Origin of the sequence: Rummeliibacillus sp. G93 (genome assembly GCF_023515935.1) — a bacterium.
In the GTDB taxonomy this organism is placed as follows: Bacteria; Bacillota; Bacilli; order Bacillales_A; family Planococcaceae; genus Rummeliibacillus; species Rummeliibacillus stabekisii.
Map to the genome: position 1 here is coordinate 2108844 of NZ_CP097314.1, position 19574 is coordinate 2128417.

Sequence of the window (19574 nt, forward strand, 5' to 3'; positions counted from 1 at the left end):
TTTTTCTCACTCCTCGTTCAAATAGTAATCAAGCGCTTTCACGTCTATCAGTCTATCATCTTATGCAAATGCAAATAGAGCTGAAATGCCGATTACAGATAACACTACAAAGAAAATCATTGTGATATAAGTTGCAATTCGTTGAGATCTTGGAGATTGTGTAATTCCCCAGCTTACTAAGAATGACCAAATACCATTCGCTAAGTGGAATGTAGCTGAAATAATACCTAATGCATAGAATGCTACCATGAATGGGTTAGATAGTACTTTTACCATCATATCATAGTCTACTTCTGTGCCAAGCGCCTTTTGAATACGTGTTTGGAAGATATGCCATGCAATAAAGATTACTAGGATAACCCCTGTAATACGTTGTAACATGAACATCCAGTTACGGAATGTGCCAAAACGTTGGTTATTTGGTTTAGCAGTGAACGCAATGTACACACCATAGAATGCATGGAACATTAATGGAATGTAAATTATGAACCACTCTAGGAACCATAAGAATGGAAGATTCCCCATGAAATCACTAGCTTTGTTGAATGATTCTTCACCGTTTGTAGCTTGGAAGTTTACTAACAAGTGTTGCGTCACAAAAATCCCTACTGGAATGATTCCAAGAAGAGAATGCAGACGACGCCAATAAAACTCTCGATCTTTCGACAAGACTGTTACCCCCCTCAGTACTGGAAACGAAGACTGTCAATTTTTCGCCACTAGATTGTAACGGACATTCTATTGACTGCTTGTTTCATAATGGTACAATATTATGACAAGTTTATTGTACTCTCATCCCTCATAAGCGTCAAGGTAACAAAGCTATTTTCAAATGTTGCGATAAGACATATTATTCTAGAAAAGATACATAATTTCTCTTCTATAACCAAGGCTTCTTTTTAATCAAAAAACCGTTAAAAAATATAAGAAAGAAGGAATTGCCATGCCTACCGAAACAAATAAAGAAGAAGTCACTCAGTTTGGCTATGAACTCATCCGTGACCATGTACTTTCCTCTATTTTGGGAAAAAATGAAGAAGATATCCTTTACTGGTGCGGAAAAGAGTTGGCCCGTAAGTTCCCAGCAACAGATTTAGACCAAGTCCCGGTCTTTTTTAAAGAAGCAGGCTGGGGTGACTTGACAATCGACAAGCTGTCAAAAGATGAAGCATTTTGTACATTGGCAGGAACAGATGAACACTTAAAGTTCAACCAACGTTGTTTCCGCCTTGAAGCGGGATTCTTAGCCCAAAGCCAACAACAAGCATGTGGCTTTCTTACAGAATGTGCGGAAGAAATAAAACCCAAACAAAGCCATGTTAAATTTCATATTAAATGGGATTTGAAGGATCCTATTGAGGGATGATTACAGACCTCTAACATTTATAAGTACTATTAAAAAAGTAGATAAGCTCGCTTATCTACTTTTTGTTATTTAAGGATTTCTCTTTCTCAGCAAAAAAGTCTACGATCACCTGTGCTAGTTTCTCAGGTACCTTTGCTTCCCGAAAAGCTTCAATATCAGCTTCTTTAATCTTTTTAATCGAGCCAAAGTGTTTCAATAATTGTTGTTTCCTTTTGGGCCCGACACCAGGAATTTCATCTAAGATAGAAGTAATGGCATTTTTCTCATGCAATGACCGATGGAAGGTAATAGCGAATCGGTGTACTTCATCTTGGATACGCTGCAATAGATAGAAAGCCTCGCTTGTACGCTTTAGCGGAATGATTTCAGGCGGATTGCCGTAAAGCAATTGGGAAGTTTGGTGTTTATCATCCTTTGCAAGACCTGCAATTGGAATATCTAAACCTAGCTCATCCTCTAATATGCTTCTGGCTATCTCCATTTGCCCTTTGCCTCCGTCTGTAACAAGCAAATCCGGCAGCGGCAAACCCTCTTTCAAAACACGTGAGTATCGTCTACGGATTACTTCTTTCATTGCACCATAATCATCATGGGCGTTTGCACTTTGAATCTTGAATTTGCGGTATTCTTTTTTATTCGGCTTACCATCAATAAACACAACCATGGCGGATACAGTATCGGCTCCAAAAATATGAGAGTTATCAAATGCTTCAATGCGTAATGGGATTGTGATATTCATTGCATTGCCAAGTTCCTCACATGCACCAATTGTTCGTTGTTCTTGCCTTTCAATCAGCTGGAATTTTTCACTGATAGCAATTTGCGCATTCTTAGATGCCAAATCAACCAACTCTTTTTTCTTTCCTTTTTGAGGAATCAGTACTTTTGCCTCTAGCACTTCTTGAAGTATATCTCCATCCACACCCTTAGGCAGTAAGACTTCTTTCGGTTGAATATGCTCATTCTTTTCATAGAATTGACCTACAAATGTTAAGAATTCTTCCTCAGGCTCTCCATATGTCGGAAAAAGGGAAACATCTCTTTCTATCAGCTTGCCCTGTCTTACAAAGAAGACTTGAACACAGATCCAGCCTTTATCAACAGCAAAGCCAAAAACATCACGGTTTGTAAAATCATTAGTTGTGATTTTTTGTTTTTCCATTACCGCTTCAATATGGGCGATTTGATCTCGATATTCTTTCGCACGCTCAAAATCCAATTTCTCAGAAGCAGCAATCATTTTTTGCTCTAGGTCTTTTTTTACTGCATTATGCCCACCGTTCAAAAAATTAGTGATTTCAGCAGTCATCTGCCGATATGTCTCTTTTTCGATATCCTTTACACAAGGTGCTAGGCATTGTCCTAAGTGATAGTACAGACAAACACGGTTAGGCATATTTTGGCACTTTCGATAGGGATAAAGACGATCCAGCAGCTTCTTTGTCTCAGTAGCTGCATAAGCATTAGGATAGGGGCCAAAATACTTACCCTTGTCCTTTTTGACCTTTCTTACGATTAGCAAGCGCGGATTTTTTTCATTGGTTATTTTAATATATGGATAGGTTTTATCGTCCTTTAACATAATGTTATATTTAGGATCGTGCAATTTAATTAGATTTAACTCTAAAATAAAAGCTTCTTTATTGGAGGAAGTAACAATATACTCAAAGTCTTCAATCTCACTTACAAGTCGTTGCGTTTTACCATTATGAGAACCTGTAAAGTACGAACGAACTCGATTTTTCAATACTTTCGCCTTACCTACATAGATTATGGTCCCTTGCCTGTCCTTCATTAAATAACAGCCTGGCTGGTCAGGTAAAATAGCTAGTTTTTGTTTAATTAAATCATTCATTGTATCACCTCTAAAAAAAACCGGGTGCCTAAGAGTAGGACCCGGGTTTGTTTATAGAACAGAAGAATTAAGCGTGTTTGTTGATTAATTCTGCTAATGCTTCTTTTGGTTGGAACCCAACAGTTTTATCAACCGGTTGACCGTCTTTAAATAAAACAAGTGTTGGGATTGACATAATACCAAATTGGCTAGCAGTTTCTTGGTTTTGGTCAACATCCACTTTTACAATTGTTGCTTTGTCATTTAATTCTTGGTCCAATTCTTCTAAAACAGGAGCGATCATTTTACAAGGTCCGCACCATGTTGCCCAGAAGTCTACTAAAACTAAACCTTTTGAAATATCATTTGAGAATGTTGCGTCTGTTGAATGTACAATTGCCATGTTACATTTCCTCCTTAAATGGTATGTATCGGTAGTGTAGCATAAAGAAACTAGACAAAGCGAAAATTCTGCTCATTTATTTCACTTGGTCTTTATTTAATTTCTGTTACACTTCCATTTTAAAAGAAAAGCTCTGCTTCGTGGCAGAGCTTTCAACTTATTATGCATTCACTAAAATCGTTTTAAATTCTTCAATTAGCATTGGCACCACTTCGAACAAGTCGCCTACAATACCGTAATCTGCTACTTTGAAGATATTTGCTTCTGGATCTTTATTGATTGCTACGATAATTTTAGAGTTTGACATCCCTGCAAGATGTTGAATTGCACCTGAGATACCGCATGCAATATATAAATCCGGTGTTACAACCTTACCTGTTTGGCCTATTTGCAATGAATAATCACAGTAATCAGCATCACAAGCACCACGTGAAGCACCAACTGCTCCGCCTAATAGTGTAGCAAGATCCTGCAATGGCTTAAAGCCTTCTTCACTCTTTACACCGCGTCCGCCTGCAATAATGACTTTCGCTTCCGATAAGTCTACGCCCTCAGATGCTTTGCGTACCACTTCTTTGATTACTGTACGCAAATTTGTGATATCTACTGCTTGGCTTGAAACTTCCCCAGTGCGAGATTCATCTTTTTCTAATGGAGCAATATTGTTTGGACGAATTGTTATAAATAGGACGCCTTCTTTAACTTTTACTTTCTCAAATGCTTTACCAGAGTAGATCGGGCGGATAAATACAGCGTCTTCGCCTTCTCCTTCGATTTTAGTTACATCAGAGATTAAGCCGCTTTGTAATTTACTTGCAATTTTTGGCGATAAATCCTTACCTAGTGCCGTATGACCAAAAACAATCGCTTCCGGTTGTTCAGCATCTACACAAGCCATAAATGCTTGGCTGAAACCATCTGAAGTATATTGTTTTAGATGAGGGTGTTCCACAGTAATAACACGATCTGCGCCATACTGAATCATTTCAGCACTCACGTTTTCTACTGAGTCGCCGATTAAAACGCCTACAACTTCTCCACCATCCGCAATTGTTTTCCCTGCTGCAATCGCTTCAAATGAAACATTTCTTAAAGATCCTTCACGTACTTCGCCTAATACTAATACTTTTTTTGACATATGTTTTCCTCCTCCGCAATAAATCGTAGCTTAGATTACTTTTGCTTCTGTATGAAGTAGTTGAACTAGTTCTTTTACTTGGTCTTTTAATTCACCTTGCAAGACACGACCCGCTTCTTTTTCGGCAGGTAAGAAGATTTCGACTGTTTCTGTTTTTGCTTCTACATCATCTTCATCAATATCTAAATCATCTAATTCTAATTCTTCTAGAGGTTTTTTCTTTGCCTTCATAATTCCTGGCAAAGAAGGATAGCGTGGTTCGTTCAAACCTTGTTGCGCTGTAACTAATAATGGCAATGATGTTTCGATGACTTCTGAATCTCCTTCAACATCACGTACAATTTTGACTGTGTCGCTATCAATCTCAAGATTTGTAATAGTAGTTACATAGTTAATGCCAAGAAGTTCAGCTAGACGTGGCCCTACTTGTCCTGATCCACCATCAATTGCTACATTACCACCTAAAATAAGGTCAGCGTCTTTGTCTTTTAAGTATTCAGCTAAAATATGTGCGACAGAATATTGATCTAAATCTTCTACGTCATCCTCTGTATTAATTAACACAGCTTTATCTGCTCCCATTGCAAGAGCTGTACGAAGTTGTTTTTCAGCATCTTCTCCACCAATTGTTACGACTGTAACTTCTCCGCCTTGTGCATCGCGTACTTGGATTGCTTCTTCAATTGCATATTCATCATACGGATTGATGATGAATTCTGCTCCATCTTCTTGAATTGCTCCACCATTTAAAACAATCTTTTCCTCTGTGTCAAAAGTTCTTTTTACTAATACATAAATATTCATAGTACTTACCCCCTAATACTTTTATTGTCCCTTAAAAACAGGTTCCCTTTTTTCGATGAATGCAGCGATTCCCTCTTTAGCGTCTTGTGTGGTGAAGATATGCGCAAACCCTTCCGCCTCTTTTTGGACGCCTTCATAAAATTGAGCGGTTTTAGAAAATTGCAACATTTCAATGGCCACTTTTAAAGCAATTGGGCTCTTCTTCGCTATTTTCTTTGCAGTTTTAAGCGACTCTTCTAGTAATTGCTCTTCTGAAAATGCCAGATTCGCTAAGCCCCATTTCACTGCTTCTTCTCCAGTAATTGGATTGCTAGTGAACATCATTTCAGCTGCTTTTGCTGCCCCTACATATCTAGGCAAGCGTTGCGTACCACCAAAACCAGGAATTAACCCAAGTTGTAGCTCTGGCAATCCTAGCTTAGCCGTATCGCTCACATAGCGGAAATGACAGCTCATCGCAAGCTCTAAACCACCGCCTAGTGCTGCACCATGTATTGCTGCAATCACAGGCTTCGAGAAATTTTCAAGTCTTTCAAAGACTTCTTGCCCTCTCGCTGACATCGTTTGAAATTCTTCGCCGGAAGATACTTCTGTAAATTCCTTAATATCAGCTCCAGCCGAAAAGAATCTACCTTCTCCATGCAGCAAGATGACACGTACACTTGCATCATTTTCAACTGCATTGAGAAGCTCGTCTACCTCTTCAATTAACCCCCGGGAGAGCGCGTTTGCTGGCGGTCGATTAATTGCGGTAACCGCAACGCCTTCTTCCACCTTATAACTTAGATATTGCATTCTCCAAATCCTCCTTTGTTTTCCCTATGTATGTGGCAAAATAGTGTATTTTGCCTCTGTTTATTGTGTCTGAATGCCCTTTAACAAAATTTCATGTACCCGTGGCGCCATTTCAACAAGGTCATATTTTTGATCTTTCATGACCCATGTTGTGGACACCTCATCAACTGTACCGAAAATCACTTGCCTAACTAACCGCAAATCCATATCTTCTATAAATTCACCTGCTTGGATACCCCTTTGCAATATATCATCCAGCAAGTCTAGATACTCTTTTAATATGTGGTTAATTTTGAGGCGTAAGTCTTTGTTGGATTGGCGTAGCTCTAATTGCGTAACTACTGCCAAATGATGATCTTCCGATAAAACCTTAAAATGCCCTTCTATCATCCTTGCCAACATTTCCTGGGCTGTTATGCTTTCTTGAATAATTACTTTTAAATTTTCCACAAAGACAGACATCTTTTCACTGAAAACAGAAATGAGGATATCTTCTTTGTTCTTAAAGTATAAATAAATTGTTCCATCTGCAACGCCTGCCTGCTTAGCAATCTTGGAAACTTGCGCTTGGTGATAACCGTTTTCCGCAATCACTATGACAGCAGCATCAATAATTTGTCTGTATTTTGGTTTGTCTTTCTTCAAATCAATCACCACCGCGTAATTATGAAAATATGAATGACTATTCATTCATATTTTCATATTATATTCAATCGCGCGGATTGTCAAGAAAGAGTCATTGCGTAACTTGTGTTTTTTCTTCATCCAAAAGTGTTCTTCTTAAAATTTTCCCTACAGCTGTTTTAGGCAATTCTGAACGGAATTCATATATTCTTGGAACCTTAAATGAAGCTAACTTCGCTCGACAATACTTATTAAGCTCTTCTTCTGTTGCTTTGTAGCCATCCTTTAATACAATAAAAGCCTTTACCGTCTCTCCACGATAAGGATCCGGTACTCCAAGAACCACACATTCTTGCACAGCTTCATGCTCATATAGTACTTCCTCAACTTCCCGAGGATAGATATTAAAGCCGCCAGCAATAATGATGTCTTTCTTGCGGTCTACTACATAGAAATAGCCTTCTTCATCCATATAGCCTATATCTCCCGTAAGAAGCCATCCATCAATAAGCGTCATATCAGTATCTTCCGGCCGATTCCAATAGCCCTTCATTACTTGAGGACCTTTAACTGCAATTTCACCCACTTCTCTTATTTCTGCAGCTTCTGTCGTTCCCATTTTAAAGATCATGGCATCTGTATCTGGCCAAGGTACACCGATCGATCCTTTTACACGTTTGCCACCCCAAATAAAATTAGCATGAGTAACCGGTGAGGATTCGGTTAAACCATAGCCTTCCACTAATTTGCCGCCCGTTATATGTTCAAACTTTTCTTGAACTTCTACAGGCAGCGGTGCAGAGCCGCTAATACAAGCTTTAATGGATGATAAATCAAATTTGGTTAGCTCAGGATGATTGAGCAAACCAATATAGAGAGTAGGCGCACCTGGGAAGAGCGTTGGTTTTTGTTTTTGTATTGTTTTCAATGTATCTTTCGCATTAAACTTTGGCATTAAGACCATTCGATCGCCATTCATGACTGTTAAAAGCAAGACAGTTGTCATACCGTAAACATGGAAGAATGGCAAAACACCCATAATGATTTCTTCTCCCGGAACAGTTTTCGTCATCCATGCCCTACACATTTGGACATTTGATGCAAGATTCTGATGCGTTAACATCACGCCTTTCGGAAATCCTGTAGTCCCCCCAGTATATTGCAATAATGCTACATCTTCTGTAAAGTCAAAATCCAACTTAACGGGATTCAATTCACCGATTTTTATGATTTCAGCGAAAAGATGGTTGGAGCCACTATGCTGTACTGACACGGTAAAGCCAGTATCCCTTTTTTGAATAAATGGATAGATCATGTTTTTAGGAAACGGCAAATAGTCTTTTACAGCGGTAATAATCATATTTTCTAAATCCGTTTCTTTCCACACTTTCATAATGCGTGGATAAAGGATATCCAGTGAAACAATAGCCTTGGCACCTGAATCTTTTAATTGATATTCTATTTCTCTTTCTGTATAGAGCGGATTCGTCTGTACCACAATACCCCCTGCATACAAAATACCAAAATAAGAAATGACGTTTTGCGGGCAATTTGGGAGCATTACTGCTACCCTATCCCCTTTTTCAATGCCAATCTTTCGTAAATAATTCGCAAATTTTAAGGATGATTCGTACAGTTCTTGATACGTTAATTCTTTTCCTAAGAAATGTATGGCAATCTTCGTTGGCGATTTCTCAGCTGCTCTTGTTAAATATTCTTGTAAAGGAATTTCTTCATACGCTAATCTTGCAGGTATGTCAGGAGGATAATTCTTTAGCCAAATCTTTTCCGTCACACGAAATGCCCCCTATTCTTATTAATTAGAATATTTCTAACTTTAATTATAATTTAATGCGAGAGCGCTTTCAATTATTATTCATTTTTTCTTTAGAGAATAGAAGATTATTATATAAATCGAACATAGTTTATAAAAAAAGAACCAAGCTCTTTATGCTTGGTTCTACTTCGTTTAATGCAAGAAAAGATAAATAATCCCTGTAAGAATAAATAATAGGCAGACTACCATTAAGACTTTTGCTAATTTTTCCATTCCAGACTCCTAAACTACTATGAAATGCTTGCGCCTATAACGAATGATAAACCTACTGAGATGGTAAAGGATATAAAGCCAACTGAGCGATTGTCCTGTTCGATCTCATGGTCGATTTTAAACGTAGGCGTAAGAAATTCATAAAGAATATATGCGAAAATCAATAAAACAAAACCAAACATTCCCCAGCCAATCATGGCAAGGAGCGATGTGTGCCGCTCGATGGAATAGCGGAAAATATTGCAAACCCCCAATATTTTCCCTCCTGTAGCTAATGCCACCGCCATATTGCCGTTTTTGATTTCTTGCCAATTCTTATATTTTGTCACAAGTTCAAAAATGGCCATTGCGATGACAAGGCACAGTACAACAAGACTAAAGTAACCCGCAGTTTGGACCATTGGGTGGTGCCAAAAACTATTCAGTAGCATGAATTCCCCTCATTTGCTATTTTAATTCGACAACCGTGACGCCATAACCACCCTCGCCAGCTTCACCAAAACGGTAGCTTTTGACGCCTCTATGACGTTTTAAAAGAGCTTGGATCCCTTGACGTAAAGCCCCTGTTCCCTTGCCATGAATGATAGATACCCTAGGATAGTTTGACAACATGGCATCATCTAAATATTTTTCAGTGCGCATCATTGCGTCTTCATAGCGCTCACCACGCAAGTCAAGTTCTAATTTGACATTGGAATCTCGATTACGGACTGCAGATACGTTTACGGATTCCTTCGTTTTTTCAGGTTTTACATATTCTAAATCGGATGTGTCAATCTTCATCTTCAGAATACCCAATTGGACAATCCATTGATGGTCTGACACCTGTTCAATTAATGTCCCTTTTTGGCCATAGCTAATTACTTTTACTTCATCACCTTTTTGCAAATTAACTGCGCGCGCATTTACTTGACGCTGTTTCTTTAAGACACGGTTTTCCTTAGGAGCTGCTTCTTCAAGGCGTTTTCTGGCATCAATGATTTCATGCTCTTTAATCGCTTTATTCGCGTTAATTTGCATTTTGTGAAGCTCACCGATGACTTCTTCCGCTTCCCTTTTAGCCTCTTCTACTAATTTGCGTGCTTTTTCTTTCGCCTTTTTAACTAGCTCTTCTTTTGTTTCTTCATACTCTCTTAGCTTTTCGTCGAGATCTTTTTGCAATGCTTCCGCTTCTACCATCAAGTGGTGAGAGCGTTCAGCGTCAGCCTCTGCTTTGCGACGGCTTTCTTCCAACGAGGCAATCATGGCATCCACTTCATGGCGGTCTGTACCTGTATATGCTTTTGCGTTCTCTATAATGTTTTCAGGCAAACCAAGCCTAGTAGAAATTTCGAAGGCATTACTACGACCAGGCACACCAATCAACAATTTATATGTTGGGCTAAGCGTTTCTACATTAAATTCGACGCTAGCATTCACAACCCCAGGACGATTGTAACCATACGCCTTTAATTCTGGGTAGTGAGTGGTGGCCATAACGCGAGCACCTCTTCCATGAACTTCATCTAAAATGGAAATAGCCAGGGCAGCTCCTTCTTGAGGATCTGTTCCTGCTCCTAATTCGTCAAATAGTACAAGCGATTGATCGTCAAACTCTTTTAAGATTTCAACTATATTGACCATATGACTCGAAAAAGTAGATAAACTTTGTTCAATTGATTGCTCATCGCCAATGTCTGCAAATAATTGTGTAAACACAGCGAGCTCTGAACCATCAAGAGCAGGGACCGGGATACCCGCTTGAGCCATTAATGTGCATAAGCCCACAGTTTTTAATGTAACCGTTTTACCACCTGTATTTGGGCCTGTTATAACAATAGCTGTTATATCACTGCCAAATTCGATATCATTGGCAACAGCACTTTCGATTGGCAATAGAGGATGCCGAGCTTTTGTTAATTTGATATAACCATCATTATTCATCACTGGCATGGTACATTTGTTCGCTTGTCCATACTTTGCCTTAGCTAAGATAGCATCAATCTCGCCGAGAAGGCGAACCAATCCGAAAAGTTCATGTGCTACCTCTTGTACAAGAGCAGAAAGATGGATTAAGATTTTTTGAATTTCCACTTTTTCTTTTGCTTTTAAGCGATGGATCTCATTATTGGCTTGAACAACTGCTTCTGGCTCGATATATAATGTTTGCCCTGATGCAGATTGGTCATGGACAATGCCGCCATAATGTGAGCGATATTCTTGCTTAACAGGAAGAACGAATCTATCGTTTCGAATTGTCACGATCGAGTCAGACAGCATTTTTGATGCATTGCTCCCGCGCGTCAAGCTTGCCAATTTTTCTCTAACTCTGCCTTCTTGGGCACGAAGCTGCTGACGAATGCTGCGAAGCTCAGAACTTGCAGAATCCATGACTGCCGCATTGTCATCAATACATGAATTGATTTCATGTTGAAGTCCAGTCAAAATTGGAATTTCACTTTTCTTTTGGCTAAAATGGGGGATTTGAATATCCCCCTCTTCCTCTATATCTTCAATAAATTCTCGGAAAATGCGGCTCGCACGAATAGTACTTGAGATTTCCATTAATTCTTGAGGGCTCAGCATGCCGCCTATTTGAGCGCGTTTAGCATGAGGACGGATATCAAAAATGCCGCCAAGCGGTACGTTCGCTTTGATACGCAAAATGGAAAGTCCCTCATCCATTTCATCTAAAAGTGCTTTAACACGATCAAACTCTGTTTCTGGAGCCAGCTCGCTAATAGCATGATTTCCAAGAGATGACGTGCAGTAAGTCGCAACTTGAGCCCGCACTTTATCAAACTCTAGTGTTTTTAGTGCTCGTGTTCCTATCACTAAAAGTACACCTCCTATTTTTTCTGTAAATAAGTCATAAAGTCTTTCAGTGACCATGTATTAACAATGTTTTCTTTTTTCAGCCAAGCTTTTTGGGCGTATTTTGTGCCAACTTCCATAAAGCGTAATTGGTCAATTGCATGAGCATCTGTATTAATGGCAATCGGTACACCAGCACGAGCTGCCATTTCTAAATGCTCCATGCATAAATCCAAGCGATACGGATTAGCATTTAACTCTAAAATTTTACCATATTCTTTCGCCCACGCAATCAATTGGGGCACATCTGGGTTATAACCGTCTCTTTTGCCGATGATTCGCCCTGTAGGATGAGCAATCATATCGACGTGCGGATTTTTTAACGCTTCATGAAGACGCTCCATAATTTTTTCCTGTGGTTGGCTGAAGCTTGAGTGGATGGAAGCTATCACAAAATCAAGATCTGACATTACTTCGTCATCAAAATCAAGTGACCCGTCAGGCAAAATGTCCATCTCCGTCCCAGCTAATAGGGTAAATTCAGGGTGTTCTCTATTGAATTGTTGAATTTCTTTACGTTGCAATTTTAGTCGTTCTGGCGTCAGACCATTCGCCACTTTTAAATATTGAGAATGGTCTGTTATCACACCATATTGGTAGCCTTTATCAATCAACGCTTGTCCCATTTCATGAACTGCATAAGCGCCGTCTGACCAAGTTGTATGCATATGCAAATCTGCTTGTATATCACTAAGCTTTATTAAATCAGGTATTTGATCTAATCGGTCAAATTCCTTGCCGCCCATACGCACTGTTGGCGGAATAAAAGGAAGATTATAATGAGCGAAAAACGCCGTTTCGGAATCAAATGTCAAGACTCTCCCGTCTTGCTGTTCAATTCCGTATTCACTGATTTTCTCCCCATGCTCTTTGGCGATTTGGCGCATGCGAACATTATGGTCTTTGGATCCTGTAAAATGATGAAGAGCTGTTGCATATTCTTCATTGGAAACAAGGCGGAAATCCACTTGTATTCCTTCAGTTTGTAGCTCTACCGAGATTTTTGTGTCTCCAGAAGCTATGATTTCTTGATAGCTTAACTTGGAAAGCAACGCTTCTTTCACAGCGGCCGGATTCTCAGTAGCGATAATGAAATCAATATCTTTACTTTGTTCCTTCACACGACGAAAACTGCCTGCAACAGAAAATTCATCAATTTCTTGTATTTCCTCCAGCAATACATTGAGTTGTGTAACTAGCTCATCCAAAAGCCAAATAGGATGCGTTTCTGCTTTTTCGCCAAAACTTTGCAGTTCTTTCATTATTTTATCTTGCGTTTTTTTACCAAAGCCAGAAAGAGCAGCTACTTTTCCTTCTTCACATGCTACCCGCAAACTTTCCGCAGAATCAACACCAAGCTCTTTGTATAACTTCGCTATCTTTTTCCCACCAAGCCCAGGTAGCTTTAATAATGGTGGCAACCCTTTAGGAATTTCATTTTGCAATTCTAGCAGTACTTCGGAACGTCCATTTTCAAGCAAATCTGTAATGACAGCCGCAGTTCCTTTGCCGATTCCCTTGATAGCAGTTATGTCATCGATCTCACTCATACTTCTTGTATCGGTCTCTAATGCTTGTGCAGCTTTACGAAATGCTGCAATTTTAAATGGATTTTCACCTTTTAATTCGAGATAAAGCGCAATTTGTTCTAATGTATGGATAATATTTTTTTTATTCATATAATCCCTCCTGATATATACAAAAGACCTCTCCCTTGCTGCAGAGAGAAGCCTTATTTGATTTATCCCGATGGATACACTCACATTCAGTTGGATAAAGAGCGCTCCCCATGGAAAGTTCCTACCCTTTATTTCATATAAACGAACCACATATGCTGAAATGCCTTCGATATGATCGGTGTGTACTCAAGGATTAACTTTGTTAAGATAGATTTTTCGATGTAGTTCTGTATACGGTCGAGTGGCAGCAATGCAAATACATATAGCACGATAAAGATTAGCAAATATGCTTCTATAAAGCCTAATACACCACCTAATAACCGATTCAATCCGCCAAGTACTGGTATGTATCGCAAGAAATCAAACAGTGATGCAATGATTTGTATAGCAAATTTCACCACGAAGAAAATCAAGGCGAATGCTAACAACTGATAGAAAGTTTGGCTTATGTTTAATTGCTCTACCGCAAACTTTAATGTACTATTTTCACTAACGGAAGGATATGGAATCCATAGCACCAATTTCTCCGCAAGCGGTTTATAATAAAAGTATGCAACGAGTACAGCAACCAAAAAGCCGGCCATTTGGATTAGCTGAAGCACAAAGCCTTTTCTAGCTCCATTTATTAATCCAGCAAGCAATAATATAATTATGATTAAATCAACCATTCACGTCATCCTTTAATTTTTTCAATTCTGTTTCAAGCAATTCCACTTGATTTTTTAATTTTAAATAATCATTGACTGCATTGCAAGCAGTGAGGACGGCTAATTTGGCACTGTCGAGGCTGATGTTTGCCTGCTTTATTTCGCGCATTTTTTGGTCAACAGTATCCGCTACAGAGCGCATATGTTCTTTTGTTTCTGTTCCAGCCATGTGATAGATATGGCCATATATTTCAACTGAAACTCGATTTTTACTTTGCTCTGACAAAGCCGAAACCTCCTTTTTAGTCCTATTTCTTATAATACCATGAAGTGTCTATGTTGTGAATTCATAGAGAAGAAGGGAATTTGATAAAATGTCTACTATTGTATTAAACCTCAACGCTACAGTACAGAAAGAAGTCATGAGCACTTACTCTCGCCATATGGTCGAACGAAAGGCCCCTGGCGTTATTTTCGCAGCCAAGATGCCAGATTGTGCGATTACTGTCTATCGCTCAGGTAAAGTAATGTTTCAGGGCAACGGCGGAGATCGTGAAGCAGAAAAATGGAGCCAGGGTGGCATAGATCCAGCCTCATCTGTAAAGAAGACGTCATCAAAAGGTGATTTGTTGCCTCCAAATTTTGCCGATTTATCGGTAGTAGGATCAGATGAAACAGGTACTGGCGACTATTTTGGACCAATAACTGTAGCAGCTGTGTATGTACCAAAAGAACGCATCCAGCTTGTCAAAGAACTTGGGGTTAAAGACTCCAAAATGCTGACGGATGACTATATGCGTAAAATCGCTCCTGACTTAAAAGCGAGCCTGCACCACCATGTTCTCATTTTACGAAATCCAAAATACAATGCCATGCAAGCTTCAGGCATGTCTCAAGGAAAGATGAAAGCCAAACTTCATAATCAAGCATTATTAAAGCTACTTCAAAAAATAGCACCAGACAAACCAGATCATATATTAATAGACCAATTCGCAGAGAGAAATACCTATTATAATTACTTAAAAGGCGATAACGAAGTCGTTAGAGATCAGGTTTTGTTTGCCACGAAAGCGGAACAGCTACACGTAGCAGTAGCAGCCGCCTCTATTCTAGCTAGATGTGCTTTTTTAAATGAAATGGACAAATTGAGCAAACTTGTAGGCACCACTTTACCAAAAGGTGCTGGACCTAAGGTTGATGAAGTAGCCGCACAAATTTTGCTAGCGCAAGGTGAGGAAGCACTTAATAATATAACAAAATGGCATTTTGCTAATACTGGAAAGGCTTCTCGAATTGCATCGAAATCGCGTCCTGTGTAAATCAAAAGCAAAAGTTAAATATAAAAACCATACATAAACCTCCGCGAATGATTAGGTCGATCAAACATCATTATTCGCAGGATTTATCTATGGTCCAAATTCTTTTCTTACCTTATTTCATTCATTCCCTAGATAAAAAACGGAATTATTTCTGCATTGAAAAACAATATTGAATTCAATAATTTTGATTAGCAACTGAATAACCATCTCTAATAGTTATATTAAGGAAATGCTTACAAAGCAGGAGTTACAACTTACTGTGCGAGCTTGGACTACCTCTAAAACAAAGAATTGACCAGCCATTAAATGACTGGTCAACTTTTTTTATTATTGGTTTTTAACCGGTTCGTCAGCAGTTAACTCGATTTCTGCTAATCGATCTGTCCATTCATCCAAGTAATCAATTGACCAGTTTTTCACACGTTTATTAACTGGAACGATTTCTGTACGGAAGTACATTGGAACTGTTACTGCGTCTTCATACATTGTTTCTTGCCATTTACGGAATGCTTCTGCACGATACTCTTTATCTAATGCTTTTTTCGAATCGATTGCTTCCAATTCTTTTTCTAGGTCAGGTGTAGTCCAACGAGCATAGTTGAATGGAGCTTTATTAGAGTATAAGCCGATTGGTGATGGGTTTGTACCTGTACCCCATGCAGCCATATACATATCGATATCTTTATCATCTGCTTTTACTTTGTCATAGAAAGCGTTGAACTCGATTAGACGGCCAGTAGTTAATTCTACTTTCAATCCGATTGCTTTCCAGTTTTGAATATAATATTGAACAATTTTGTTATCTTTATCAGAACCAGCCATACCCGCTAAATTAATTGTTAATGGTTTACCGTCTTTATCTTCACGGTAGCCGTCATTATCTTTATCTTTATAACCTGCATCATCTAAGATTTTTTTCGCTTTTTCAGGATCGTATTTGTATCCTTCTAAAGAATCATCATAATATGCTGAGAATACTGGTGGAATCAATGAGTTTGCGCGAGTACGCAAGCCTTCATAGTATTGTTCTGCTACTGTTTCAATATCCATACCGTAAGCGATAGCTTTACGCAGGTTAGGATCTGCAAGCTTTGCATTTTCATCTACTACAACTTCACTTTTCTTAGAATCCCATTTACCTTGTTTAAATCCAATATAAGAGTATGCAAGCTCTGGACGACCTAAAACTGTGATGTTATTAAAATCTTTAATAGTGCTGTAGTCATTTGCTGGATAGTTCGGTGCTAAAACGTCAAACTTACCAGTTTTCATTGCTTCTGCTGCTGTTGCAGAAGAAACAGTAGAAATAACGACTTTGTCAATTTTCGGTTGACCTTTCCAGTAGTTTTTATTCGCAACTAGTTCAACAGATTCACCTTTTACAATTTTGTTGATGACGAATGCACCTAATGTAACTGGGTTTTTACGTACTGCATCAGATTTTTGCAAATCTTTAATAGCAATATCTTTTAATTGATGTTTCGGAGCTGCATAACCCCATAGTCCATCACCACCAGAGTAGATTGCTGGTGATAGTTTCTTAAATGAAATTTCAACTGTGTGATCATCTACTTTTTTGATACCAGAAATATCTTTCGCTTTTCCAGCATGGTATTCTTTTGCACCTACGATGTTTTGGAAGTCCGCATCATAACGGATACCTGTATAATCTTTATTACCAATGATTAGATACGGATAAATAACATCATCCGCTGTGAATGGCTCACCATCAGACCATTTCACATCTTTTTTAATTGTAATTGTTGCTTTCTTAGCATTATCGTCTACAGTTAATTTAGCGAGACCATCATCATCTAGTAAGAAGTCTTCTTTTGTAGGGAATAATGTATTAGACGTATATCGAAGGATTTGATCATCATATGCATCTTCATATAGTTCATATAAAAACATCCCTTTGAATGGTCCATCGGTTTGTAAACCTACTTTTAATGTGCCACCCTTGATAGCTTCATCATTGTTTTCTGCTTCAAGCGGAAACTTGCTAGTATCCACTTTAACCGCTGTCTTGCCACCTGAATCTTTGCCTTTATCTTTGCCCTTGTCACCGTTGCCGCTGCAAGCTGCTAATACAAGCATTAATGCCGCAAGCACAGTGAGTAACAATCTACTTCTCTTCTTCATCTAATTTCCTCCCTTAACCTAATCTTTGTTTAGAGTCTGCTGCACGGCGGAATGCCTGTCCAACATAATTTATTGCCAGCATCAATATCAAAATTAATAATGATGCGGGTAACCAAACCCACCAGTAATTAGAAATAACATCAGGACTCTTTGCATAACCTACTAGCGTACCTAAACTTGGCACATTCGGTGGCAAACCAAAGCCTAAATAAGACAAGCCTGTTTCAATCCCTACATTTCCGGCTAAACTTAACACTAATTCAACGATTAAAAGGGAGCTTATATTTGGCAATATCCCTTTAATCATAATCGAAAAATCGCTTGTTCCCATTGTTTTCGATGCGTTAACATAATCTCTTCGTGCTTCGGAAAGCACTTTGCTTCGAATTAACCTTGCAGTACCTACCCAATAGAAGGCACTCAGTATAAGAACGAACGTAAATTGATTGTATTTTGGCACAATTGTGACGAAAACAATAATTAACATTAACATTGGTAATGTGATGACAAAGTCTGTAACACGCATAATGATATTATCAATCAACCCACCGAAATATCCAGCTATCAAACCTAGTAATATACCGACCACCATTGTAATTGCTGTAATGGAGAATGCGATGAACAATGAGTTTCTCGTTCCTATCACCAACTGGCCTAGGACATCACTTCCGCCTTGGTCTGTACCCAGAAAGTAGCCATCCTCACCTGGTTCCATAAAGATAGTTCTTAAATTAATTTGCATTAATGCATCTTTATCAATAAATGGCGCCCAAATAAATGCACCGAAAATAATAATTAGTAATAATACTAAAGAAATCGTCGCCAATTTGTCTTTTAAAAATTCACGAAATATAACCTGTAACCCTGTAGCAGGTTTACTTTCTTTTGCTTCAGTTTTATTTATTGGTTGACCTTGAACATTTACCATATTTTCTCACCTATCTTCCAACAATTTTTTACTCAATACGAATACGCGGGTCAACAATACTCATAATAATGTCTGATAATAGACTTCCCAGTAACGCAAGGAAACCAAATAACATAACCAAGGCAGTTATTACAGAGTAATCGCGCTGTCCCAACGATTCTATAAAGAGTTGCCCCATACCAGGGTAACCAAAAATTGTTTCTATAAAGATAGAGCCGCCTAACAAGCCAGTTATTGTAAAACCTAGAAATGCTGCAATCGGTAAAAGTGAATTACGGAAAATATGTTTCGAATATATTTTCTTCATTGGTACACCTTTACTGCGGGCAGTTTTTACATAATCCTGCGTTTTCGCATCAATGACCTCTGAACGTAAATATTGAATAACGCTTGTGGTCCCTAAAATAGCTCCTGTAAATCCAGGCAAGATAAGATGATACAGCTTACTCATAAAGTAGCCCCATGTACCTGGATCATATTTAACGTCTACTGATCCACTTGTTGGGAACCAATCCAGCCTATATCCAAAGAAGAATAGAATTAATAGACCAAGTACGAATGTTGGTATTGCATACGATACAAAACTGTAAAGCACAGTTCCTTTATCAAAAAGCGAGTTTTGAAAGCGTCCAGCATAAATACCAAGTGGAATTGCAATCAAATACACTAAGAAAACAGTAAATAATGAAAGCCAAAATGTGTTCATAGCACGTTCGCCAATTAAGCTTGATACACTATCTTTGAACGCATAACTATCACCAAAATCGCCTTGGAAGGCATTGACAATCCAATGATAATATTGAACATACCATGGATCATTCAAACCTGCTTTCTCTCTCAATTCTTCAATAACATTAGGATCGGTTTGCGGCGTAATCATACCAGTGAACGGATCACCTGGCATTAATTTTGCTAAACCAAAAATTAGTAAACTTAAGACAAATAGTTGAGGAATCATGACGAGTACGCGTCGTACAATTGTTTTCCACATA

The 19574-nt window shown here is 38.6% G+C and carries 18 protein-coding genes; 2 read left to right on the top strand and 16 right to left on the bottom strand.

The window, feature by feature from the left end; genetic code table 11:
• Positions 1–60 precede the first annotated feature (60 nt).
• The gene (locus tag M2M59_RS10540) at positions 61–669 is read right to left on the bottom strand and encodes a succinate dehydrogenase cytochrome b558 subunit (protein WP_066788680.1); all 609 of its coding nucleotides are present in this window, start codon (positions 667–669) and stop codon (positions 61–63) included.
• A 274-nt stretch (positions 670–943) separates the two neighbouring features.
• Here M2M59_RS10540 and M2M59_RS10545 point away from each other — a divergent pair, with 274 nt between their 5' ends.
• A complete protein-coding gene (locus M2M59_RS10545; RefSeq protein WP_066788683.1) occupies positions 944–1366 on the top strand; it encodes a DUF2507 domain-containing protein in 423 nt (140 codons plus the stop codon).
• 55 nt (positions 1367–1421) lie between these two features.
• Here the strand turns inward: M2M59_RS10545 and uvrC are convergent, their stop codons facing one another.
• The 12 genes from uvrC to zapA form a co-directional block, all read right to left on the bottom strand.
• Positions 1422–3221 (bottom strand): excinuclease ABC subunit UvrC, encoded by a 1800-nt coding sequence (uvrC, locus tag M2M59_RS10550; protein ID WP_249774550.1) that lies wholly within the window; start codon positions 3219–3221, stop codon positions 1422–1424.
• A 67-nt stretch (positions 3222–3288) separates the two neighbouring features.
• On the bottom strand, positions 3289–3603 hold the full coding sequence (gene trxA / locus M2M59_RS10555) for a thioredoxin (protein WP_066788693.1): 315 nt from the start codon (positions 3601–3603) through the stop codon (positions 3289–3291).
• Positions 3604–3763: 160 nt separating this feature from the next.
• Positions 3764–4741 (bottom strand): electron transfer flavoprotein subunit alpha/FixB family protein, encoded by a 978-nt coding sequence (locus M2M59_RS10560; RefSeq protein ID WP_249774551.1) that lies wholly within the window; start codon positions 4739–4741, stop codon positions 3764–3766.
• A 30-nt stretch (positions 4742–4771) separates the two neighbouring features.
• Positions 4772–5545, bottom strand: a complete 774-nt coding sequence (locus M2M59_RS10565; protein WP_066788698.1) for an electron transfer flavoprotein subunit beta/FixA family protein — start codon at positions 5543–5545, stop codon at positions 4772–4774.
• A 21-nt stretch (positions 5546–5566) separates the two neighbouring features.
• Entirely contained in the window at positions 5567–6340 is a 774-nt protein-coding gene (locus tag M2M59_RS10570; RefSeq protein ID WP_249774552.1) for an enoyl-CoA hydratase, read from the bottom strand.
• A gap of 60 nt (positions 6341–6400) precedes the next feature.
• Positions 6401–6985, bottom strand: coding sequence for a fatty acid metabolism transcriptional regulator FadR (locus M2M59_RS10575; RefSeq protein ID WP_066788700.1), 585 nt, complete (start codon positions 6983–6985; stop codon positions 6401–6403).
• 91 nt (positions 6986–7076) lie between these two features.
• Entirely contained in the window at positions 7077–8759 is a 1683-nt protein-coding gene (locus tag M2M59_RS10580; RefSeq protein ID WP_147195911.1) for an AMP-binding protein, read from the bottom strand.
• A 272-nt stretch (positions 8760–9031) separates the two neighbouring features.
• Entirely contained in the window at positions 9032–9445 is a 414-nt protein-coding gene (locus M2M59_RS10585; RefSeq protein WP_066788703.1) for a DUF350 domain-containing protein, read from the bottom strand.
• 16 nt (positions 9446–9461) lie between these two features.
• Positions 9462–11828, bottom strand: a complete 2367-nt coding sequence (locus M2M59_RS10590; protein WP_147195913.1) for an endonuclease MutS2 — start codon at positions 11826–11828, stop codon at positions 9462–9464.
• 14 nt (positions 11829–11842) lie between these two features.
• Positions 11843–13546 carry a DNA polymerase/3'-5' exonuclease PolX gene (gene polX, locus M2M59_RS10595; protein WP_249774553.1) on the bottom strand — a complete coding sequence of 568 codons (1704 nt, stop codon included), beginning with the start codon at positions 13544–13546 and terminating at the stop codon, positions 11843–11845.
• Positions 13547–13674: 128 nt separating this feature from the next.
• Positions 13675–14214: a CvpA family protein gene (locus M2M59_RS10600; RefSeq protein ID WP_066788709.1), complete on the bottom strand. Its 540-nt coding sequence runs from the start codon at positions 14212–14214 to the stop codon at positions 13675–13677.
• The gene (gene zapA, locus M2M59_RS10605; RefSeq protein ID WP_066788715.1) at positions 14207–14479 is read right to left on the bottom strand and encodes a cell division protein ZapA; all 273 of its coding nucleotides are present in this window, start codon (positions 14477–14479) and stop codon (positions 14207–14209) included. The genes M2M59_RS10600 and zapA overlap by 8 nt, the downstream gene beginning before the upstream one ends.
• A gap of 88 nt (positions 14480–14567) precedes the next feature.
• On the opposite strand from zapA, the gene rnhC reads away from it, so the two are divergent.
• Positions 14568–15512: a ribonuclease HIII gene (rnhC, locus tag M2M59_RS10610; protein ID WP_249774554.1), complete on the top strand. Its 945-nt coding sequence runs from the start codon at positions 14568–14570 to the stop codon at positions 15510–15512.
• A 327-nt stretch (positions 15513–15839) separates the two neighbouring features.
• Here the strand turns inward: rnhC and M2M59_RS10615 are convergent, their stop codons facing one another.
• Genes M2M59_RS10615 through opp4B form a run of 3 tightly spaced genes read right to left on the bottom strand, consistent with a single transcriptional unit; the run spans position 15840 to position 19573 of the window.
• Positions 15840–17654 (bottom strand): oligopeptide ABC transporter substrate-binding protein, encoded by a 1815-nt coding sequence (locus M2M59_RS10615; RefSeq protein ID WP_249774555.1) that lies wholly within the window; start codon positions 17652–17654, stop codon positions 15840–15842.
• A gap of 13 nt (positions 17655–17667) precedes the next feature.
• Positions 17668–18582: an ABC transporter permease gene (locus M2M59_RS10620; RefSeq protein ID WP_249774556.1), complete on the bottom strand. Its 915-nt coding sequence runs from the start codon at positions 18580–18582 to the stop codon at positions 17668–17670.
• Between the two features lie 28 nt (positions 18583–18610).
• Positions 18611–19573 (bottom strand): oligopeptide ABC transporter permease, encoded by a 963-nt coding sequence (gene opp4B / locus M2M59_RS10625; protein ID WP_249774557.1) that lies wholly within the window; start codon positions 19571–19573, stop codon positions 18611–18613.
• Position 19574 lies beyond the last annotated feature (1 nt).